The organism is Arthrobacter sp. M2012083 (genome assembly GCF_000281065.1).
Lineage (GTDB): Bacteria > Actinomycetota > Actinomycetes > Actinomycetales > Micrococcaceae > Arthrobacter.
The window spans coordinates 36,511-57,624 of record NZ_AKKK01000017.1; the positions used below are offsets into that span (position 1 = coordinate 36,511).

Below are 21,114 nucleotides of genomic sequence, written 5' to 3' on the forward strand. Positions count from 1 at the left end.
TGATGTCCTAACTAGTGATCTATGGCTGGTGGTTACTGTTTGGCTTGGGCCAGGTAGGCGTCCAGGGTGGCGGCGCGGTGCTGGCGGGCTGCTTTTTCGATGGTGTCGGCATCCGCGGCGTTCTCAATAAGCTGCAGCAAGGCTTCGTGTTCGCGCACCGATTCCTGCGCGCGGCCTGGCACGAACCGGAACGTCGACGAGCGAAGCGAGGCCAGCCGGTTCCAGCCCCGGTGGACCAGGTCCAGGATGTGCGGATTGGGGCAGTGTTCAAAGAGAACGCTGTGAAAGTCCTGGTTCAACGCCGTGAAGCGGACGGGATCGAAATGCTCCAAGCACTCGCGCATCTCCTGGTTCACTGCGCGGGCCCGGGCAATCGCGACGGAATCGATCAGCGGAGCCGAAAGAGCCGTGGCCGCGCCTTCCACGATGCTGAGTGTCTGCATCGTGTACAAATACTCAGTGGGGTCGATCCCGGACACCGTGGCGCCGACGTTCCGTTCGAACTTGACCAACCCTTCGGCTTCGAGTCGGCGGATCGCTTCGCGCACGGGGACCACGCTGAAGCCCAGGTCCTCGGCGATCTTGGCGAGCACCAGCCGGTAACCGGGTGTGTAGGTCCCCTCAACGATGCGCGCCTTCACGGCGGCATAGGCCTGTTCGGACTTGCTTTGGGCGGCGTTCCCGACGGCGGAACTTCCGACGGCGGTTTCAGTCACTGTGGGCTCCTTGCCGGCTGTGCCACTCACCCGTGACCCACTCCGCGTACCGCGCCTGCCATTCCTTGTTCATCGGGTAAAGGCCATCAACGCTGTTGCCTTCCTGGACCATCTGGAAGATGAACGCCTCTTCCTTTTCCTGCTGGATGCAGTCATCCACCAGTTCCGCGGCGATAGCGGGCGGGATCACCAGGATGCCGTCCGAGTCGGCCACGATGATGTCGCCGGGCTGGACCGTGGCACCGCCGCAGGCGATGGTGATGTCCGTGTCCCACGGAATGTGGCGGCGTCCCAGTACTGCCGGGTGTGGATTCGCGAAGTACGTGGGCATCTCCAGGTCCGCCACAGCTGAGTAGTCGCGGACGCCGCCGTCGGTAATGATGGCCGCAGCGCCACGGACTTGGGCACGCAGCGCCAGGATGTCACCCACCGTGCCGGTGCCCTTCTCGCCGCGGGCTTCCATGACCAGGATTTCGCCCTCATTCACCGAATCGATGGCCCGCTTCTGGGCGTTGAACCCGCCCCCGTGGGTCTTGAACAGATCTTCGCGGTTGGGTACATAACGCAGGGTCCTGGCCAGGCCCACTACCTTGCGGTCCGGGCGGGTGGCCTGCAGGCCGTCGATGCTCACGTTGTTCAGTCCGCGCTTACGCAGCTGGGAGGACAACGTGGCGGTGGCGACGGATTCCAGCTTCTTCTTGAGATCCGGAGTCAGTACCGAAGCATTGTCGGGAGCAGGCAGTCCGGCGGCTTCCCGCGATCCGTACGCTTCTTCCCGCTGGGTGTCATCAGTCTTGGGACGGGCACCGAAGTCCGCGAACGGCGTCGTACCTTCCGTTACTTTGGTGGCCAGGCGGCCGCTGCTGAACTCACCGCCGGTGACCTCAATTTCGACGACGTCGCCCGGCTTGGCCACCGAGGCGCCGGCGGGAGTGCCGGTGAGGATGATGTCACCCTCTTCGAGCGTGAGCAGCTGGGAGAGGTCCGCGACAAGCTGGGCGAACGGGAAGAGCAGGTCCTCGGTGGTGTCGTCCTGGACCAGGTCCCCGTTATGCCAGGTGCGGATCCGCAACCGGGCCGGGTCGACGGCGTCGGCAGGAATCAGCGCAGGACCAATGGGAGTGAAACCGTCGCCCCCTTTGGACCGGACGTTGGAGCCCTTGTCTGCGTAACGGAGGTCGTACACACCAAGGTCATTGGATGCGGTGACCCACTCGACGTGACTCCACGCATCCTCCAAACCGACGTGGCGGGCGGACTTGCCGATGACCAGTGCGATCTCGCCCTCATAGCCGAGCAGTTCACAACCAGCCGGGCGCTCAACCGTGCCGGGAGCATCCGCGGAGCCGAGCGCCAGCGACGACGACGGCTTCAGGAAGTACGACGGCTGGTCAGGAGTACGCCCGCGCTGGGCCGCACGGCTGGGGTAGTTGATGTGGACGGCAATGACCTTGCGCGTCCGGGCCAGTATGTCCTGGCTGACTTCCTTGGTCCGGAACTCCAATGTCACGGCACCTCCTCCTGATCGAACAAGTACGAAATCGTATACGATAACTATGGCCCGGGGATGTGATCCTCGTCAACCCCCTTCCCGAAACCCAACCAGGTAGCAGCACGGGCCGTTGTGAGCGCCCAAACGACCCCTGTTGGGGGATGCTGGGTACTTGCGCGATGTGAAGCGGGAAGGGAAAAGCATGGAGCAGACGAGTGGGCCGGAGCTGCTGAGGTTTGCCAGCGGCGCCGAGTGGGAAAGCTGGCTCTCCGCGAACCACAACACCCAGGCCGAGGCCTGGCTTGTGATCGGGAAGAAGAACTCAGGCGCCGGGCTTCTTGAGATACAGGACGCGCTGGACGGCGCCCTGTGTTTCGGCTGGATCGATGGCCAACGCAAGGGCCATGACGAGAAGACCTTCCTGCAGAGGTACTCCCGCCGCCGGGCTCGAAGTTCGTGGTCGCAGGTGAACGTGGGCAAAGTGGAAGCACTGATAAGCGCAGGACGCATGCAACCGGCCGGATACGCCGAAATAGATGCAGCCAAAGCCGATGGCCGCTGGGAAGCCGCCTACGTTTCGCAGGCCAACGCCGAGGTTCCGGAGGACCTACAGGCCGCGCTTGCAGGAAACCAAGCAGCACAGGGAACCTTTGAACTCCTGGGCAAGACAGAGCGGTACCTCATCATTTTGCAGATCCTCAAAGCCCGCTCCCCGGAGTCCCGTGCCAGGATCCTGGCGATGGCGGTGAAGAAGCTGGCGGAGGGAAGCTAACCGCTCTTACAAACTGTCGGTGGGCTCCCGTAGGGTACCGGCATGGACATCATCCTCGTACCCGGTTTCTGGTTGAACGCGTCGTCGTGGGAGGAGGTGACGCCGCCGCTGGAAGCAGCCGGCTACACGGTTCACCCGCTGACGCTGCCAGGACTGGAGTCCGTGGACGCATCGCGCGCGGGCATCGGCCTCCGCACCCACGTCGATGCCGTGGTGGCGAAGGTAGACTCCCTCGACGGCAAGGTCATCCTGGTGGGCCATTCAGGTGGCGGCGCCATCATCCATGGCGTGGCAGATGCCCGCCCGGACAGAGTGGCCCGCGCCATTTACGTTGACAGCGGACCACTCGGTGAGGGCGGGGTCATCAATGACGAACTGCCCGACGACGGCGACGACATCCCACTGCCGCCGTGGGAATTGTTCGAGGAAGAAGACCTCGTTGACCTGACTGACGACCTCAAGGACGCTTTCCGGGAACGGGCCATCCCGGAGCCCAAGGGCGTTGCCTTCGACCAGCAACACCTGAGCGACGTCCGGCGCTACGACGTGCCCGCCACGATTATCGCCTGCCAGTTCCCGTCCTCCCTCCTCAAGGAGTGGATGGATGCCGGGCACCCGTTCACGGCGGAACTCGCCAGGATCCGGGACGTCGAGTACATCGACCTCCCCACCGGACATTGGCCGCAGTTCACCAAACCCAAAGAGCTCGGCGAGGCGATCCTGACGGCGGTCGAACGCGCCAAATAGGCCCCGACGTCGGCACTTACCTGACGCCGCTTCCTTCAGTGAGGTGAGTTCAGGCCTTGGGCGGCGTGTTGGTCGCCGGGCCTTCCGGCGCAGCGCCGCCCTCATCCGTCCAGTCACTGCCCGTGGTGTCATCCAGGGCAGGATCGGACACTACGTCCGACTTGATAGTGGGCACGGTGGTGACCGTGGACTTGCTGCTGGAAGAGGAGTCAATGTGCTGACCCGCCTTAGGGGAAGAGATGCCAGGGAACATCGCCTCTGCCCTTTCCAGCAGCTTCTTCCCGGCCTCATACAGGTTGTCAAGGATATCCGGCACGGATTCCTGGACTGCTTCCGTGGCCTGATGCACGTTCTCTTGAACTTCGGGGTTCTTCCAAAGCTTCCCGGCGCCTCCGCGGACCCTCCGGTACACCTCCGGCCAGGACTTCGATCCCCATACGTAACCGACAGCCACGCCAACGGCGAACAATGCTTTGCCTTTCACAGCAATCACTCCTTCCGAGGTGTTATTCCTCGACACTATCCCTGCCAGGCATGCCGTGTCACCTGACCATTGATTGCCGGCCGGTTAATGGCAATTTGCCGAAATAACACATTCGACTAAGCTGTTATGCCAACCAGCGGATAACCGCAGGAAGTAAGCGCATGAAAACCCGAGGAGTGAAAACCATGGGGCTGAGTGACAAGATGAGCAACGTCGCCGAAGAAGCAGGCGGCAAGGCCAAGGAAAAGGTCGGAGAATCCACCGGCGACAGGGATCTGCAGGCCGAGGGCGTCGGCGAGCAATCGAAGGCAAACCTCAAGCAGTCGGGCGAGAAAGTCAAGGACGCCGCCAAGGGAGTCGGCGACTCCCTCAAGGACCACTAGACGGCTGATCCGCGGGATTCCACCACTGCAAGCAAGGATGAGCTAATAGTCAGGTTACTTGCTACTTGTCTCGGGAGCCGCTAGCGTTGCTGGTGTAGTACTGAGTCCGACCCAATCGGCAGGAGTGCTTTATTGGCTGCATTTCATAAATTCATCGGGGTTGCATAAATAGTTCCAATCCCCCACATTCCATAGGGCCTCCAAGGGCCCCATTACGGTGCCTACACCTTGGAACAGGCACCCGATGAACATACTCGCTTCATCACGTTCATGGAATTTCCATCAACAAGAAAGTAGGAGCAAAAATGGGTTTCTTTGGTTTTCTTCTGCTCGGTCTTTTGGCCGGCGCTATCGCAAAGCTTATTCTTCCCGGCCGCCAGGGTGGCGGCTGGCTGATCACCCTCCTGTTGGGCGTCGTCGGCGCACTCCTGGGCGGCTGGATCGGCGGGCTCATCTTCGGAACGGGCCTGCAGGAATTCTTCTCCCTCACCACGTGGCTCCTGGCCATCGGCGGCTCCATCATCGTGCTGCTGATCTACGGCCTGGTCACCAACCGCAGGACCCACCATGGCTAACAACCAGAACCGCGACGCCAACGGCGACGAACTCGAAGGCCAGTACTCCGAGGGCGACTACGGCGACGCCGGGGTATCCCCGGAGACCCTGAAGGATGACGCCGGAGGCGACTACACCGAAGGGGACTACGCCGAGAAGACAGTACCCTCGGCCGATGCCGAACTGGACGAGCACAACACGGAAGACACACCTGAGGACCGGCCCTTCTCCTCCGAACCGGACGAAGAAGCGTCAGGCTCCAGTCGGCCGTAACATCTGAATACAGCCTGGAACCCGGAGAACTGCAGCTGCAGTCTCCGGGTTCTTGCGTTGTCCGGAATTAGGCCAGCGCCGGAAGGTTCCGAGTCCCTGCAGGTCCCGGCTGACCTGTGGGTGGTCTTTGTAACCGAGGGAAAATTCCCGGAAGTCCTCCAAGGAATGTGGGCAGACGCCGCTACAGAGTGGTTTTCCGCCAGCCCGTACAGGTGGGCACCGGGACCGGAAATGCTTAGCGTTCAGGTGGAGTCCGGCGGCGTGCGCGGCCGCGGGCAACTGTGGATTCCCCGTTAAAGGGAAGAACTACGCTGAAGGAGCTGAGCCCAGAAGCTGCCGAATTTCTTCCAAGGGCAACACGTTCTGGCGGTATTCACGGGTAAGGACCCGCAGTACCGACTCGGCGGCCTCCGCGTTCTCCGTTCCGATGGCCTCCGCTGCGTAGATCACCTTGATGTTGTGCGCGAAGGCGTCTGCGGCCGTTTGGGCGATGCAGTTATGGGCTGAAATCCCGGCAAGGATTACGGTGTCCACGCTCCAGTTCCTCAGCCGCATGGCCAGGTCTGTACCGAAAAAGGCGCTGTCCCGAGTCTTGACCAATCGGGGATGATCGGCAGTGAGCAGGCCGGAAACGAACTCGGCCTGCTCACTGCCCCTGAAGATGAAGCCTTGGTCATCGTCAAGCATGTTCAGGCTCCACGTGGATTTGTCCCTTTCATGGACGGTTCCTATCAGGAGCACTTTGGCCCCGGCTTGGAGCGCTGCGCTGGTCAACGAATTGCATGCAGCCACAATTTCTTCCTGACGACCCTTCAGGGCAGGGTCCTCGAAGTAGGCGTTCTGCATGTCAATCACCAACACAGCGAACATTCTTTTCTCCCTTTACTCCTGAAGCTCGATAACCGCCCGGCTACGGATCAGAGTCCCTTACCGCCCGTAACAGGGAGGACTGCACCTGAAATGTAGGATCCTTCATCGGATGCCAGCAGTACGTAGGCGGGCGCCAGCTCTGCAGGCTGGCCGGCACGGCCCAGTGGCGTGTCCTGCCCAAAGGTGGGGAGCTTGTCCGGCCACTCGGTGGCTGGAATCAATGGAGTCCAGATGGGGCCCGGCGCCACCGCGTTGACACGGATTCCCTTGGGCCCGAGCTCCTCGGCCATGGCCTTGGTGAAGGCAACCTGGGCCGCTTTGGTCATGGCATAGTCGATCAACTGGGCCGAAGGATTGAACGCCTGGATGGAGGCCGTGACAATCATCGAGGCGCCCGGACGCAGATGCGGGATGGCTGCCTGTGCCGTCCAGATGAGTGAGTACAGGTTGGTCTTGAAGACCCGGTCGAACTCCTCGGTGGGGATGGTCTCCAGGCCTTCACGGTTCTTCTGGTACGCCGCGTTCAACACCACTACATTGAGCCCACCAAGCTCCTGCACGGTTCGTTCCACAATCTCAGATGCGAAACCTTCATCCCGCGCATCACCGGGCAACAGCAGCGCCTGCGCTCCGCACTCACGGATCCATTCCGCCGTCGACTGCGCGTCTTCCTCTTCCTCCGGAAGGTAGCTAATGGCCACGTTGGCGCCCTCGCGCGCGTAGGCAATGGCTACCGCAGCACCAATGCCGGAATCGCCGCCGGTGATCAGGGCGGTCTTGCCCTGGAGGCGTCCGTGCCCCACATAACTCTTCTCGCCGTGATCCGGTTGCGGATCCAGTGGTTTGGTGAGGCCCGGCTGTTCCTGCTCCTGCTGGGGGAATTCGCCCGAGTGGTATCCGCGGCGGGGGTCCGATGGCGCGGAGGTGAGACGGTTCCCGTCGGTTTGCGGCTTGTCAGTCTGGTTCGGATCACCTTGAGTCATGATTCTGCCCCTTTTCATTGCACGGCACGGTGCTCTATCTACTCCACGGTACTTTTGCCCTGTACCCCGGCTTCCAGCTCCTAAACGCACTTGGACTAGGTCCGGAGGGTCCTCGCTTTGACCATCAGGAACAACCCATAGGCAATGAGCCCCAACGCCACGGCAGCCAACAGGTACGGACCATAGGGCTGCTCCTTCAAGGCTTTCAAGCTTCCATCCAGGCCCGTTGATTGCTCCGGCTGCGCGCGAACAGCGGCAATGACCACCAGCAGCCCCACCAGGAAGAGGGCGATCCCCTTGGCGATGTAGCCCACCACGCCAACCCAGAGTTGGAACTTGTGCACGCCCGGGCTGGATGACAGGGAAAGGTCCTTGGTGAACTTTCGACGGAAACCCCTCACCGCGAAGACGATGCCGGTAATCGCGATGCCTGCGCCGATGGCGACCAGCAGGAATACCCCGAACGGCGCCTTCATAAGAGTGACGGTGAAGTCGCTGCTGGACTCCCGGCTGTTCTGGCCCCGCCCCACGACGAAGGACATGATGGTGGCGGCCAAGGCAGCGAATACCAGCGCCTGACCTAAAGCCGACAACCGCTTGGTCAATTTATTATCAGACGCGATGCGATATCCGAGGATGGCATTTCCCAACTGCCACAGGGCCAGCGCCGCACAGGCTGCAAAGCAGGCCCAGAGCAGGAGGGGTCCCGCTGGCTTATTGGCCAGCTCGGTCACCGCGCCGCTGACATCAGCCTCGCCGCCGCGGCCAACTGCGAGTTGGATCGCGATGGCGCCAATGAGCATGTGCAGCAGCCCGCTCACGGCATAACCGGCCCGGGCAACAGCTGCGAAAGCTTGCGAATTCGCGGCTTCCTCGGCCACATCAGCGGCCTTTCTCATCTCTTCCTTGATGGCAAGCCTCCTTATTTTCGCACTCGACTCCATCGTCCCTTAAAGGGCGACGGGCAGGTACTTGCCCGAATAACGAGGTGCCTGCGCTATGGAAGCTCGGAGCCCTAGAACCCGACGACCGACTGCGGCCAGATGCTCCGGAGCCCCGCACCAAGGGGGTTGAACTGCTCACGGACGGTCACCACTGCACGGGTCTGGCCAACGGTTTCCCCAGGGTGACCGGCAGCATCCGCCGTGTTTGCGGAGGCGTCGGTATTCGTGTGGGCGGCGCCGGTTGTCACAGACTTGGCGGAGATCTGGTCAGTCATTTCGGTGGTCCTTCCTGGAAGTTCCCGTCAGCTGATTGGCTGATGTTTCAACCATCGGACGGGGTCCTCAAGAAGGACGCCGGGTCATCTCAAGATTCCCTCAAGTTTCCTCCCGGCGGGTCCAGGTGCAGGAAAAGGATCTTAGCGTGCGTCTTTTTTGGCTTGGCGTTGGGCACCTTGCGAACGGCTGGAGGCGTCGCGTTTCACTCCGCCGGTGGTCTTCTGGTGTGACCGGACGCGGCCCGAACTGGTTGTGGATTTGGCGCCCGTTCCGGAGCTCTCCGGCCCGGTGGACTTGTCGGCGCTGGCGCGTTCCAGGCGCTCATCCTTGAGTTCTTCTGCCGCCTCGTGAGCCACCCTGGCGAGTTCGGTGCTCACGATGGAGAGTGCTTCCTCGAACACCAGGGCCCGGGCACGCGCTTTGTCCGACTTGTTGGCTGCGGCTCCGCGGCCACCTGCTTCCAGCACTTCGTCTGCCGCTTTGCGCCGATAGTTGGTGGTGTATTTGTTCCGGGCCTTCCGCACCCGCTTATGGAGTTGGAGAAGGCCTTCCTCGTCGAGGAGCTCAAGTCTGGCTGGCTCCAATTCGCGAATCACATCAAGTTGATCTTGTTTCAACACCCACAGATATTGGTCCATTCGCCGATGATTCCACACCTCTTGTTGGAGGTATAGAGCGTCACGGTTTTCTCACCCGGTTGCTGTACGGCCCTGTTGCTGGTCATCAGTCTGCTGCTCCGGTTCCAGGAGCCAGGTCATTGCCTCCGTTTCTGAAGTAAAGAACCTGGTGGGGCAGGGTGCCGGCTGGGCGGCCAATTGGTAGTCGACGAGTATGCGGTCAACAGGATTTTCACCCAGCAAGGCGATTCTGGACGCCGCGCAGGGCTCGATGAAAACGTCACGCGCCGCGCGGCTCAAGTGACTCGCATTAGCCATTCTGACCAGCAGGGGATAACGATTGCCCGCGGCGAACTCGTTGACGGCGTCCACGGCAGCCCGGGCGTTGCCGGCTTCAATTCTGACGCCCGGAACCCAAACCAGTAACAAGACATTGCCCGGTTCGAGCTGGATGGTGTAATCGCCGCGATCCGCTTCAGCCATAGAACCGTCTCCATCTCTGCAGGATCGCAGGACTACCTTCAAGCACGGGCTGACTCCACCCTGCCACTCAGCAGTCACCACGTCTCATCGGAAAAGAGTGATGTTTGCTTTATATCCGAATCATGCCGTAAGGGCCGTCATGCAGTAAAGCGGCGCCTGTAGTCCGTGGGTGAGGTGGAAGAGGTGCTGGAAAAGTTCTGCCTGAGGGTCACGGCAGATCGTCCGTTCGCGCTGCTGAACTCCAACTGGGCCGCTGTTGCTCCCACCGAAGCATGGACCAAGGCCCTTAAGTCCGGACAGGCCTTGGAAAGGAGCGATCCGGGCAGCTCCGCCGTGTCCGATGCCGCGTTGAAGGAAGCTTCCTGATCAGCTCCGCATCAATGTGAGGACGGCGACTCCGCATCCTGGCTTTCCCGTTCTTCCACCGCTGTCTGCGCATACGAGGCAGATACGCGGCGGTAGACCGGAGTCAGGAAGGCGATCAACGCGACGACGATCATGATGATGCCGGCGGCCAGGAACACCAAGGCGATGCCGCGGGAAATCCCCTCGCCCAGCAGGGGATCAAGGCTGGCCGCCCCTTCCTCGGATCGGGCGTAGGGGATGATCCAAAATTGGGCGATCGGTGCGATGAGGAAGGCGGTGATGGGCGCCGCCGCGGACTCGAACGCCATGGCGAAACCAAACACCCTGCCCTGCCGAGGTAGTGGCACCACCTTTTGGATGACGGTCTGTTCAGCGGCTTCAACCACAGGCACCAGCGCCATGTAGAGCCAGATTCCCACGATGTAAAGCCAAGCCCACTCGCGGAGCGTAAACACCGCACCGATGAACCCCATCAACGCCACGGCAATGAGCATGGTCCGCAAGGGATTGGACCCGAGGCCGAACTTGCCGACCAGCGCACCGCCAACAATGAACCCCGTGGCCCCAATGGCGAAGACAACTCCCCACATCTCCACGGAGAACATCTCCAGGCCGTAAGGGTCCATCAACGCCATATAGACGCCGCCGATGAAGTTGTTGAATGTGGAAAAAAGAATCAGCGCAAACAAGCCGGATATTGCCATGACGGCAGCCCACGACCCCCGCAAGTCGAACCCGCCTTGCGCGTCGGAAGGCGCCGCCTTCACTTCCTCCGGCAGCCGCAGCATGAGCAAGTGCCCGAAGGCCAAGGCGGTCAGCACCAAGGCGACAACTACCGTCCACCCCATGCCCAGCAGTCCAACCGATAGCCCGGAAAGGACCGAGGTGACGATGAACATGAGCCCCTGCACCATGCCGACGAGCCCGTTGGCATTGGCCCGCCGATCCGGTTCGATCAGGATGGTGACGGTGGTGGACAAGGCAATATTCCGCATGTTCTCCACCACTGCGCCGATCAGGATGATCATGGTGAAGATCCAGAACCATGGCTGTGTCAGGTCCAGTAGCGCCTGCTCGGGTGTCAGCAGGAACATGACGCCTGAGAGGACGAACATCACCATGGTGAAGGCTGCGGCGAAACGCATCACGGCCAATTTGCGGTAACGGTCCACGAAGGTTCCGAAACTGATGCTGGAGAGGGCGATCAGCAGCATGTACGCGCCGCCGATCACCCCTGTGGCAATGACATTCCGCGTCTCCAAGTACACCCAGAAGGTCAGGGCGAACCAGAGATAACTCGTGGTGATGTTCGCGAGGGCGGTGTTCACCAGGATCCCCGTAAAAGTCCGGGATCTTTGGGCGGGAGTGCGTACGGAGAGGTCGATGCTGTCAGTAGACGCGGCGGAGGCCGGTTCCTGCTCGGTCATGCGTCCCAGTAAACCACCGCGGCCAGCGTCCCGGTAGTATCGGCTGGGAATCCTAAAGACGCTTGGGGGAGTAATAACATGACGGAAGTTCAAGGGCATCTGTCCTTCACCGATGACATCAGCCGTGACCTGGAATTGCAGGAATATGGCTTGGACCCCGCAACGGATTCCGCTCTCCTCCCCAACGCCGCAGTCATGAGCGCACTGCAGAACCTCGTGCGGCTGGCAACGGAGCTTTGCGGCGCTCCATTTGGCGTGGTCAACATCATCAGCGCGGAATACCAGCACCAAATCGGGGCCTGGGGTGTTGACCCCGGAGTCTGCTCCCGCGAGGATTCCATGTGCGCCAAAGTGTTCCTCAGCCGCGAGCGTACCGTGGTGGCCGATGCGTCCAAGGACCCGCGTTTCGCGGACAATCCCTTTGTCACTGGCGAAATAGGCAAAGTCCGGTTTTATGCGTCTGTCCCGCTGCAAACAGAATCGGGTTTCGTGCCCGGAACATTGTGCGTCTTTTCGGATAAAACCAAGGATCTGCGCCCCGAGCAAGTAAGCATGCTTGAGGTCCTGGCGAAGCAGGTAGTTGAGCTTCTGGAGCTTCAGCACCGCACGGTGCAGCTGGACCGCACCTATGCCGAGCTGAAGGAAAGCAACGCCAAGCTCGCCGGGTTTGCCGGCCGCGTCAGCCACGATCTACGCATTCCCCTCACCACCATCCTCGGCTACGTGGAACTGGTGGAAGACGATCCCGACGTAGAACCTAACAGCACCGCCGCGCGCTATCTGGACCGCATTGGCTCCAGCGGGCGGCGGATGCTCGGCATGCTCGAAGACGTGCTGAGTTACTCCCGGGTGGGCGGTGCAATACAGCCGGTCCAGGTGTCCCTGCGCCAGGTCACCGAGGAAGTTGTCCGCGACTTGGGCATCGAAAACGACGGCATGGTGGACGTCGAAGATCTGCATCTCCACGCCGACCGCGGACAGCTCCGCACGCTGCTGCAAAACCTGCTCTCCAACGCCATGAACTACCGCAGCCCCGAGCGCGATCTCCGAGTCCGGGTCAGCGGGGTTTCCAACTATCACGGCGCCACGATCTCCGTGGCGGACAACGGTAAGGGCATCAAACCCGAGGACCGCGCAAAGGTCCTGGAACCCTTGGTGCGTCTGCGGCGGCAAGGCGACGGCCCGGGGTCCGGACTCGGTCTTGCCACCTGCAGCAGCATCGCGAAAGCACATGGTGGCGACCTCACCCTGGCTGAAACCCCCGACGGCGGAACCACAGTCACTGTTAGCTTTCCAGCCGGTTTCTAGCCCCTCCGGGGTGTCTCCGGGGTCTTTGGCGCTGGGCCTGCCATCATTCGAGGCATGACCACCTCGTACTTCCGGTAGAGGAAACCATGCAGCGGCCCGCCCCAGTCCGCTCACCGTTCACGATCCCGCTCGTAGTCATCGTGCTCTTCATGGCGGCCTGTGTCCCCGCGGCCACCCCGCCGGCGTTCCAGGCACCAACCGCGGTCATCGGGACGCCTCCATCCAAGATCGCCCTCCCGACATCCATCGTGGACATGACCACGCGTACAGCCGGTACAACTCCCACGGTTGCGACGTGGCAATACTTCAGCGGTGCCGAGACCTTCAACAGCAAGCTTGATGCCCGACTGCTGAGCATTTTCGATGCCCGGGCCAGCGGCCGCCACGAACCCGCGGCACTGCCGGCTACCCCAGCTGCGCTGCTGGTCGACGGCGTTTCGGTCACCCATGAAATTGTCCTGGCTACCGGAAGTGTTGTTGGATCCAGATTCGTGCAAACAATCATGGACGGAGGCATCCGCACCGCTCGCAGCGACGAGATCACCTACGAGGACCTCAGCACGGGCGTCGTGACGGATAGTGCCACCTTGATTAAACCGGGCATGACCGGCACCTTACGGACAATACTCGGGGACACCGTCGGCCCTGAGTCCCCGACGCGGACGCCCGGCCCGAACCCAACCCGTGCCCCAACAACAGGCACCGTTTCCGACGCGGAGCTGCTCACCGCCGTCGCGTTTACCTCCGCCGGGGATCTCAGCGCCACCATCCATCGGGACCCCACAACGGGCGCCGCCTTGCCCGGCCCCGTCACCGTGATTCTGAACGCCGCAGCAACAAACGAGGTCATTTCCCCTGCAGGACAGGTCCTTCGCACCGCGGTCATCACGGGGGCTCCGTTCAAGGCCCCCCAGCCCGCCCCCGATGGCCTGGCACCCATCAACTGCGATCTGGTGGCTTGCGCCGCCCTCACCTACGATGACGGGCCCAACGCCCAAACCCCACGCCTTCTGTCGATACTCGAAAAGCACAAAGTGTTTGCCACGTTCTTCCAGCAGGGAGGATACGTCAGGGCCAATCCGGCGGTGGCGAAAGCCGTAGCAGCTGCGGGTCACACCATCGCAAACCACACCATGAGCCACCCATACCTCACCAAATTGTCGCCGGCGGGCATCGGGAGCGAAGTTCAGGGGGCCCAGGGCGCCATAGAAATGGCAACAGGTGTGGTGCCCGCCTACATGCGGCCACCGTACGGAGCAACCAATAAGACGGTGGCCGCTTCTGTGGGTTTGCCACAAATTATCTGGGACGTCGATTCCATGGATTGGCAATCCAAGAACAAATCCGTGTTCCTCCCCCGGATCATGAGCTTGGTCAAGCCAGGATCCATCATCCTCCAGCATGACGTCCACTCTTCCACCGTGGACGGCCAAGCCGAGCTCATCGCGCAACTCAAAGGCAAGGGCTTTTACCTGGTTACGCTCCCGCAGCTTTTCGCGGGAATCGATCTGAAGCCCGGCACGTCCTACAAGTGCCGCGGGACAGCACCGGGATGCACTGCCGGACGCTGAACTTCAGGAAAGCATCGTACGACGGCGGCAGGGTCGCCGTCGTGTTCTAATTCACTGCCAGGACTACTTGCCGTCCCCGGGTCCCTTGACCTTTTCAGGCTTTTTCTCACTCTTGCCGTCGCTCTTGTCCTTGGCGATCTCCGGGCCAGGCACCACAGCCGGGGCCGGCTCCTGAACGGGTGCGGGCACTGGATCTTGCGCGGGCTCCTGCAGATTGACCACTTCAGCGGGCTGGCCGTCCGCGGGCACGGCTTCGGCAGGCACGGCTTCGGCGGTCGCCGGCGCAACAGGGAGAGCGGGCACCACCGGCGTCGTCGGCTGCGGCTCAGCCTGGGAAACCCCGGTGTCCGCGGGGTGGGAGGGGTCAGTTGTGTTGCCCGTGGGCGTGAGCCCCTGGGAGAGGATCAGCAAAGCGAGCGGTATGGTTACCGCTGCTGCGGCCACACCCCTAACAGTCCTGGGTCGCCGCTTATTGAAGTCCCTGAGGCTGGTGACAGTGGCCTGCCGTTTGGTTGGCGTGCGGAGTGGTGGCCGCGACGGCACGGCCGGCAGCAGCGCGGTCCTGCGCCCGGACTGGATCCCTTCATCCCCGAGCGCCTGTTCGACGTGTTGTGCCGTTGGGCGCTTTTCGGGATCCATGTCCGTCATGGCTTCGAGGAGCTCCCGCAGCGGTCCAGGCAATTCCAGGGGGACCTGCGGCGCACGGTGGAGACGGGCTGATGCCGTTTCTATAGGCGTCCCCGGGTACTCAGCCTTTCCGGTGAGGCATTCCAGGAGTACCAAGCCCAGCGAGTAGATGTCGCTCGCGGGAGTCAATCCAAGCCCCTGCGCCTGTTCCGGGCTGAGGTACTGGGCGGTCCCCACGGTGAAGCCGGTTGCGGTGAGGCGGTTGTCGTTCATGACCAGTGCGACGCCAAAGTCCGCTAGTTTCACCGACTGTCCCACGCCGTCGTCGTCGGATACCAGGATATTGGCGGGCTTGATGTCACGGTGGATAACTCCGCGTTCATGCACCTGGGACAGTGCCCCGGCGAGCCGGATCCCGATGCGTGCGGTTTCGGGAACAGTGAGTGGTCCGTCAGCGAGTATGGCGCGCAAATCCCGACCCTCAGCCAGTTCCATGACCAGATACGCGCGTTCTTCGTCGTTACGCGTATCGACGCCGGCATCAAAGGCGGCCACCAACCCTGGGTGATCAAAGGCGGCCAGAAGCCGCATTTCATTTTCCTGGCGGGCGCGGAACGACTCATCGCCCGAACCGGGCAGGAAAATCTTGATGGCTACCTCGCGACCAAGGAGCATGTCCGTCGCCTGGTAGACGGCAGACATGGCACCCCTGCCCAGCAAAGAGCCAAGCTGGTAGTGGCCATCAAGTGTTTCAGCGGCGTCTAATCCTTCATCGCCTGTTCCTGCGGTTTCGCTGGAGGCGGGGAGTTGGGGGTCCACGGCCTCGTCATTGTTGCCCACGAATGTCACGTCCTTCAGGCATACCTGGAGCCGCGGAACCACTGTCCCTGCGTCACCAGCAATGCCGTCAATCAAACTTTCACGATGGCCGCGCGACCGACTGCTTCAGCCACGAGCGGCCCAGGCAATGAGCCCAAACAGCATCATCCGGTTTCGCCAGATCAGTTATCAGGATACTGATTAAATCGTGGGAAGGGCAATGTGAAGGCTCAGCGACTGCGGGAGTCAGCCGGCTTGCAGTCGGTCCACAGCCGCGCGAAGTTCGCCCGCCTGAACGCCCAGCGACCATTCAGCGACGTCGGTGACGAACCGCTTGAAGGCGTCGTATTCGAAAGATTCTGCGTTGTTGACATAGGAGCCCACGCCGTCAATAGCCACCCATATCCGGATACACGCCGCGAAGGGGTCCTCCACCATGAAATCGCCGGACGCGACTCCATCCTCAATGAGCGCGGTCAACCGGTTCCGGTCAAGGTACTCCTGATCCAACAACGCCTCGGTGAGGGCCGGGATAAAGCGGCAGAGGTGCCTGGCGTTGAGCCATAGCCGCGTAAGCTCGACGGCGCCGCTGCCTTCGATGCGCGAGACGAGGTGAGCCGTGCGCTCGAGGGGAGTTCCGTCGTCGGGAAACAACTCCTCCCGCTCCTCCGAAACTGCTCGCACAAACGCGGCGATCACCAAATCCTCGGCGGCGGGATAGTAGTGGCTGATCAGGCCAGGCCGAACACCGAGGCGGTCGGCAACGGCGCGGAGGGTTATCCGCTCGAGCCCCTCACCCAAGGCAATGGAAGCGGCTTCGGCGAGGATTTCGGCGCGGCGCTCGTCGGGTAACTTTCGAACGCGTTGGGATGCGGGGCTTGACACCATGCCATCCAGTCTATTGGATTAGTGACCAATAGCTCATTGGTCGTGCGACCAATAGCGTCGACGGACCGGTTTCCCAGCGTTGCGAGCCGGACCTTGCCCGAGAGGAACAGCGTTGTCCCACCCCCACATCATCGATCCGGCCAGTTACCCGGAACCTCTTGCCCACCCGGAAACCCGCGGCATCGAACTCATCGAAGCCTCCGAACGGCACGGCCGTGCCTGGGACCTCTTCCCGGTCTGGGCAGCCCCGAACGTCAGCGTCCTGAACTTCACGGTGGGCGCCTCACTCATCCTGCTCGGCATGGAACTCTGGCAGGCCTTGGTTGTCATCATCGCCGGAAGCCTCCCTTGGATCCTCACCGGCATCGTCGCCACCAGTGGTCCGGCAGCAGGGACCTCAGGCTCCGTCATCACCCGGGCCATCTACGGAATCCGCGGCAACAGAGTTGTGGTCGCCTTCTTTGGATGGTTCATCTCCGCGGTCTTCCTGGCCTTGAACTGGCTCGCATCCTCGTTCATGGGCGCTGAACTCCTGGCACAGCTTGGTTTCACGGACCCTGTCCTGGTTCCGGTATTCGTCACCGTTCTGGTTGCCGCGATTACCATTCTGGTGGCGGTGTTCGGGCACAGTCTGATCCTGCGCAGCTACCCCGTTGTGGCGTCGGTATTGCTGGCCATCTTCCTGCTGGTTACGGCCTTCATCCTGCCCCACGTGCAGTGGGGCTACTCTGCGCCCGCGCCCTTGGAGGGTGCGCCCCTGTGGTCTGCGATGACCATCGGTTTCGCCATCCTCGCCTCCACTCCCCTGTCCTACTCGAACAGCCCGGACCTGGCCCGCTACCTCCCGAAGTCCACCAAGGGTTGGCACATCATCGCTGCCACAGCGTTTGGTGGTGCCCTGCCCTCCATGTTCTTCACAGCAGTAGGCGCGCTGCTCGCCACGGGTATTGATGCCGCAGCGATGGATCTCGGCATCGAGTCGGCACTCCTCGCCCTGCTCCCGGCCTGGCTTGGACCCATCTTCGTGGTGGGCGTCATCATCAACACCATCTCGCTCAATGGCATGACCACATACACGGCCAGCATGGCGTTCCAGTCCATCGGCGTTCCCATCCGACGCATTCCCTCGGCAGTGGTAGTAGGAGCGATCGGCACTGCGCTGACTATCTATCTGGTGATGTCCACCAGCCTCCTGGCCGCCGTCAACCTGATGCTGCAGGTGCTGGTCCTCATATCCGGACCCACCATGACGGTCTTTGCCACGGACGTCATTGCCCGCCGCAACCGCTACAGCGGACAAGACCTCTTCAATGAGAAGCCCGGCAGCCCGTTCTGGTACAGCGGAGGCTGGCACATCCCAGGCCTGCTCGCCATCGTCGTTGGCGCGGCCGTGGCATCCCTCTTCCTCACCAGCGCCGTCTGGACAGGCCCCATCGCAGCGGCCATGGGCTACCTGGATCTCTCGGTTCCGGTGTCCATGGTGGTTACTGCCGGGGTGTACATCGTCCTGACGCGCCTGGCCGCGAAACGCCGCCCTACCGCAATCCCCTCCGTCGAAGGAGCCCATGCATGACCACCACCGGACCGCACCCCGCCCGCTACACAGGCGCTGCCGGGCAGCCAACCCTCGACACCTGGCAGGAGGGACCACACAACCGCTGGACCTTCGCGCACCTGGGCGAATTGCTGCCGACGACGTCAGTCACCCGGCGCTTCCCGGCCGCCCCGGCTGGGGCTACTGAGCGCTTGAGGTCCTTGGCCGTTCCCCGCCTAAGGCAACGGCTGGAGGAGACGTGCACAGACGCTTTCCTGGTCCTGCACCGAAACGAGGTGATCGCGGAGTACTACCGCCCAGGCTTTGCCCCGGACGATCTTCACCTGGTCATGAGCGTTTCCAAATCCATGTGCGGCTTAGTGGTCGGGGCGTTGGTGGATTCCGGAGACATCGACACGTCCGACCGCGTAGTTGACCATGTCCCCGAACTCGCCGGCTCGGCCTACGACGGGCCCACCGTGCAGCACGTGCTCGATATGGTCATCCACCTCAACTACAGCGAGGACTACCTCGACCCCGCTTCCGAAGTTCAGACGCATGATCGCTCCTCCGGCTGGCGCACCCGACAAGACGGCGACCCTGTGGACACGTACGCCTTCCTCACCACCCTCACGGGCAACGGCACCGTGGGCACGTTCCAGTACTGTTCCGCAAACACGGACGTCCTGGCGTGGATCATCGAGCGCGTGACAGGACTCCGGTATTCAGACGCGCTCTCCAAGTACCTGTGGTCCCGGCTGGACGCAGATCGGGACGCCACCATCACCGTCGATTCCGCTGGTTTCGGCTTCGCGAACGGCGGGGTCTCGTGCACCGCCCGCGACGTCGCGCGGGTGGGCCGGTTAATGCTCGACGGCGGCGCAGGTCCGGCGGGCCGGGTGGTTTCCGAAGGGTGGGTCCGCAGCATCCTCGCTGGCGGAGACCCCGAAGCCATGGCCGACTCCTCCTTTACCGCCATTCACCCCCACGGCTCGTACACCCGGCAGTGGTGGTGCACCGGCAATGAGCGCGGCAATGTCACCGGCATCGGTATCTACGGCCAATATCTCTGGCTCGACCCCGCCACCGATACCGTGATCGTGAAGATGTCCAGCTGGCCGGAACCGGACAGCGAGCACCTGCACGGGCTTCAGAACCAACTGCTCCTCGATGTCAGCCGCTCCTTGGATGAGCCCCTGGCAACACAAGATATCCCAGACGAATCAGCCCCGGAAAGCAAGGAAAACGCAGCGTGACCACCCAGCTCTACACCAATGCCCGCATCTTCACCTCCGATACCCGTCGCTGGGCCGAAGCGCTGCTCGTTCAGGGCGAGCGCATCCTCTATGTAGGAGACGCCAACACGGCGGAACGCCTCCGGCCGGACGCCGAGCGGATTGATCTCGGGGGCCGCTTGATTGTCCCCGGTTTCGTCGATGGCCATGCCCACGTAGTAGGTACTGGCGAAGCCTTGGGGCAGGTCAGCCTGTGGGGTGCCAAATCAGTGGAGGAGATCCAGCAACGAATCCGGGCAAGGGCAACCGAACGCCCGGATGCTGAACGGATCCTTGCCACCGGCTGGCTGCATGGCGTCATTCCGGGTGGTGTCCCCGACGCGGCGATGCTCGATGCCGTGGTCCAGGACAGGCCGGTCTATGCCTTCGCCTATGACTTCCACTCAGTGTGGGTGAACTCGGCGGCGCTGGCTGAACTGGGGATTGACCAACACACGAAGGATCCCCACGGCGGAACCATCAAGCGCGACGCAGACGGCCACGCCACCGGCTACATCGACGAGAACGCGTTCTACGACATAGTGCTCCCCTACCTCGAGGCCCAAGTAGGCAAGGATGAGCACGAGGCCAGTATCGCCGCAGTCCAGCAGGCTTACCGCGAAACCGGCGTGACCACCGCGTGCGATATGGGCTTCAACGAGACCGACCTCGAAGCCTTCAAACGTGCCGACAAAGACGGAACACTGACCAGCCGGCTCATCGCCTATTGGCGCGTCAACAACGCTGGATCGGCGGAGGAAAACATCGCCCAGGTGCAGCGGGCGGCAGCGCTCGCCGTCGAGCACGAATCGCCGTTCCTTCGCGTGGTGGGAATCAAGGTCATCATTGACGGCACCATCGACGGGTGCACGGCCACCCTCGGAATGCCGTACGCCGATGGTTCCAATGCGGAACCGATCTGGAGCCTTGAGGAACTCGCGCCAGTGGTTGCCGCTGCCGATGCCGCCGGTTTGAAGGTTGCCATGCATGCCATCGGCGACGAATCGGTGCGGATCGCCATCGGAGCGGTGGAACATGCCGTGGCCGAGAACGGGCCCAGTGAACGCCGCCACCGCATCGAGCATCTCGAGTTGGTGGACAGGGCCGACGTCGATCGCCTCGCCGCCCTGGGCATCACCGCCAGCATGCAACCGGTCCACGCCGATCCTGCCATCAGCGAGAACTGGGCGGCCAAATTGGGGGATGACCGCGTGGAGCGCGGCTTCCCGTGGCCATGGATTACCCGGGCGGGCGCACGGCTGGCCTTCGGCACGGACTCCCCCACGTCCCCGCACGCGCCCCTGCCCAACATGTACGTAGCCACCACCCGGGCTTCGGCCCTGGACGCTTCCGCAGGAACCAACGTCCCGGACTTCGCGCTGCCCCTCGCCGAGTCGATCGAACACGCAACGCGCGACTCCGCGTGGACGTGCGGGGCCGAGCACCACATTGGTCGGCTTGCTGCGGGCCTGTACGCGGATTTCGTGGTCCTGGACACCGACGTGCTCGCAGCCGGGAGCCCGGCCGCGCTCCTGGATGCGAAGGTTCTTCAGACTGTGGTGGGCGGGCGGACCGTGTACGCATTAGGCCAGGCGGCGACCGCCGAGGACCCTGCCGGGCGGCACTAACCGCAGCAAAGCGCCCGACGGCGACCTCCCGCCGTCGGGCGCTTCTTTACGTGGCGTAACGGTCGTACGTAACGTAG

At 62.4% G+C, this 21,114-nt stretch carries 24 protein-coding genes; 12 read left to right on the top strand and 12 right to left on the bottom strand.

The features are described 5' to 3' along the window. Positions 1–32 precede the first annotated feature (32 nt). Positions 33–716 carry a GntR family transcriptional regulator gene (locus tag A477_RS0109825; RefSeq protein WP_017198832.1) on the bottom strand — a complete coding sequence of 228 codons (684 nt, stop codon included), beginning with the start codon at positions 714–716 and terminating at the stop codon, positions 33–35. After that, positions 709–2,226 carry a fumarylacetoacetate hydrolase family protein gene (locus A477_RS0109830; RefSeq protein ID WP_017198833.1) on the bottom strand — a complete coding sequence of 506 codons (1,518 nt, stop codon included), beginning with the start codon at positions 2,224–2,226 and terminating at the stop codon, positions 709–711. Before A477_RS0109830 ends, A477_RS0109825 begins: the two co-directional genes overlap by 8 nt. Positions 2,227–2,410: 184 nt before the next feature. Here A477_RS0109830 and A477_RS0109835 point away from each other — a divergent pair, with 184 nt between their 5' ends. Beyond that, positions 2,411–2,980 carry a YdeI/OmpD-associated family protein gene (locus A477_RS0109835; protein ID WP_017198834.1) on the top strand — a complete coding sequence of 190 codons (570 nt, stop codon included), beginning with the start codon at positions 2,411–2,413 and terminating at the stop codon, positions 2,978–2,980. A 42-nt stretch (positions 2,981–3,022) separates the two neighbouring features. Further along, entirely contained in the window at positions 3,023–3,727 is a 705-nt protein-coding gene (locus tag A477_RS0109840; RefSeq protein ID WP_017198835.1) for an alpha/beta fold hydrolase, read from the top strand. A 49-nt stretch (positions 3,728–3,776) separates the two neighbouring features. Here A477_RS0109840 and A477_RS0109845 read toward each other — a convergent pair whose 3' ends face one another. Beyond that, positions 3,777–4,211: a hypothetical protein gene (locus A477_RS0109845; protein ID WP_017198836.1), complete on the bottom strand. Its 435-nt coding sequence runs from the start codon at positions 4,209–4,211 to the stop codon at positions 3,777–3,779. Between the two features lie 185 nt (positions 4,212–4,396). Here A477_RS0109845 and A477_RS0109850 point away from each other — a divergent pair, with 185 nt between their 5' ends. The 4 genes from A477_RS0109850 to A477_RS23700 all read left to right on the top strand — a co-directional run bounded on the left by A477_RS0109850 (position 4,397) and on the right by A477_RS23700 (position 5,719). After that, complete coding sequence (locus A477_RS0109850) at positions 4,397–4,594, top strand: CsbD family protein (protein ID WP_026005501.1); 198 nt, start codon at positions 4,397–4,399, stop codon at positions 4,592–4,594. A 305-nt stretch (positions 4,595–4,899) separates the two neighbouring features. After that, complete coding sequence (locus tag A477_RS0109860; RefSeq protein ID WP_017198839.1) at positions 4,900–5,169, top strand: GlsB/YeaQ/YmgE family stress response membrane protein; 270 nt, start codon at positions 4,900–4,902, stop codon at positions 5,167–5,169. Continuing rightward, the gene (locus A477_RS0109865; protein ID WP_017198840.1) at positions 5,162–5,422 is read left to right on the top strand and encodes a hypothetical protein; all 261 of its coding nucleotides are present in this window, start codon (positions 5,162–5,164) and stop codon (positions 5,420–5,422) included. The genes A477_RS0109860 and A477_RS0109865 overlap by 8 nt, the downstream gene beginning before the upstream one ends. A gap of 57 nt (positions 5,423–5,479) precedes the next feature. Next, entirely contained in the window at positions 5,480–5,719 is a 240-nt protein-coding gene (locus tag A477_RS23700) for a GyrI-like domain-containing protein (protein ID WP_017198841.1), read from the top strand. A 9-nt stretch (positions 5,720–5,728) separates the two neighbouring features. Here the strand turns inward: A477_RS23700 and A477_RS0109875 are convergent, their stop codons facing one another. From A477_RS0109875 to A477_RS0109900, 6 genes are all read right to left on the bottom strand, one after another. Further along, positions 5,729–6,292, bottom strand: a complete 564-nt coding sequence (locus A477_RS0109875; RefSeq protein ID WP_017198842.1) for a cysteine hydrolase family protein — start codon at positions 6,290–6,292, stop codon at positions 5,729–5,731. Between the two features lie 47 nt (positions 6,293–6,339). Further along, entirely contained in the window at positions 6,340–7,275 is a 936-nt protein-coding gene (locus tag A477_RS0109880) for an SDR family oxidoreductase (protein ID WP_017198843.1), read from the bottom strand. Between the two features lie 95 nt (positions 7,276–7,370). Further along, positions 7,371–8,174, bottom strand: a complete 804-nt coding sequence (locus A477_RS0109885; RefSeq protein ID WP_237715772.1) for a DUF1206 domain-containing protein — start codon at positions 8,172–8,174, stop codon at positions 7,371–7,373. Between the two features lie 116 nt (positions 8,175–8,290). Beyond that, positions 8,291–8,494 (bottom strand): hypothetical protein, encoded by a 204-nt coding sequence (locus A477_RS0109890; protein WP_017198845.1) that lies wholly within the window; start codon positions 8,492–8,494, stop codon positions 8,291–8,293. 141 nt (positions 8,495–8,635) lie between these two features. Further along, positions 8,636–9,133: a hypothetical protein gene (locus A477_RS0109895; protein ID WP_017198846.1), complete on the bottom strand. Its 498-nt coding sequence runs from the start codon at positions 9,131–9,133 to the stop codon at positions 8,636–8,638. A gap of 51 nt (positions 9,134–9,184) precedes the next feature. Beyond that, positions 9,185–9,595 carry a DUF7793 family protein gene (locus tag A477_RS0109900; RefSeq protein ID WP_017198847.1) on the bottom strand — a complete coding sequence of 137 codons (411 nt, stop codon included), beginning with the start codon at positions 9,593–9,595 and terminating at the stop codon, positions 9,185–9,187. A gap of 165 nt (positions 9,596–9,760) precedes the next feature. Between A477_RS0109900 and A477_RS0109905 the strand changes: the two genes are divergently transcribed. Beyond that, positions 9,761–9,961 carry a hypothetical protein gene (locus A477_RS0109905; protein WP_157367072.1) on the top strand — a complete coding sequence of 67 codons (201 nt, stop codon included), beginning with the start codon at positions 9,761–9,763 and terminating at the stop codon, positions 9,959–9,961. Positions 9,962–9,972: 11 nt separating this feature from the next. Here the strand turns inward: A477_RS0109905 and A477_RS0109910 are convergent, their stop codons facing one another. Beyond that, positions 9,973–11,388 carry an MFS transporter gene (locus A477_RS0109910; RefSeq protein ID WP_017198849.1) on the bottom strand — a complete coding sequence of 472 codons (1,416 nt, stop codon included), beginning with the start codon at positions 11,386–11,388 and terminating at the stop codon, positions 9,973–9,975. 78 nt (positions 11,389–11,466) lie between these two features. Here A477_RS0109910 and A477_RS0109915 point away from each other — a divergent pair, with 78 nt between their 5' ends. Both A477_RS0109915 and A477_RS0109920 read left to right on the top strand, forming a co-directional pair. After that, complete coding sequence (locus A477_RS0109915) at positions 11,467–12,696, top strand: GAF domain-containing sensor histidine kinase (RefSeq protein ID WP_017198850.1); 1,230 nt, start codon at positions 11,467–11,469, stop codon at positions 12,694–12,696. An 86-nt stretch (positions 12,697–12,782) separates the two neighbouring features. After that, positions 12,783–14,267: a polysaccharide deacetylase family protein gene (locus tag A477_RS0109920; RefSeq protein WP_017198851.1), complete on the top strand. Its 1,485-nt coding sequence runs from the start codon at positions 12,783–12,785 to the stop codon at positions 14,265–14,267. Between the two features lie 63 nt (positions 14,268–14,330). Here A477_RS0109920 and A477_RS0109925 read toward each other — a convergent pair whose 3' ends face one another. Continuing rightward, positions 14,331–15,809, bottom strand: coding sequence for a serine/threonine-protein kinase (locus A477_RS0109925; protein WP_017198852.1), 1,479 nt, complete (start codon positions 15,807–15,809; stop codon positions 14,331–14,333). 150 nt (positions 15,810–15,959) lie between these two features. Next, the gene (locus tag A477_RS0109930) at positions 15,960–16,601 is read right to left on the bottom strand and encodes a TetR/AcrR family transcriptional regulator (protein ID WP_017198853.1); all 642 of its coding nucleotides are present in this window, start codon (positions 16,599–16,601) and stop codon (positions 15,960–15,962) included. Between the two features lie 112 nt (positions 16,602–16,713). Here A477_RS0109930 and A477_RS0109935 point away from each other — a divergent pair, with 112 nt between their 5' ends. From A477_RS0109935 to A477_RS22230, 3 genes are read left to right on the top strand one after another with little or no spacing between them, the layout of a single operon-like run. Further along, positions 16,714–18,174 (top strand): cytosine permease, encoded by a 1,461-nt coding sequence (locus A477_RS0109935; protein WP_017198854.1) that lies wholly within the window; start codon positions 16,714–16,716, stop codon positions 18,172–18,174. After that, positions 18,171–19,391 carry a serine hydrolase domain-containing protein gene (locus A477_RS0109940; protein WP_017198855.1) on the top strand — a complete coding sequence of 407 codons (1,221 nt, stop codon included), beginning with the start codon at positions 18,171–18,173 and terminating at the stop codon, positions 19,389–19,391. The genes A477_RS0109935 and A477_RS0109940 overlap by 4 nt, the downstream gene beginning before the upstream one ends. Beyond that, on the top strand, positions 19,388–21,037 hold the full coding sequence (locus A477_RS22230; protein ID WP_017198856.1) for an amidohydrolase: 1,650 nt from the start codon (positions 19,388–19,390) through the stop codon (positions 21,035–21,037). Before A477_RS0109940 ends, A477_RS22230 begins: the two co-directional genes overlap by 4 nt. Positions 21,038–21,114 lie beyond the last annotated feature (77 nt).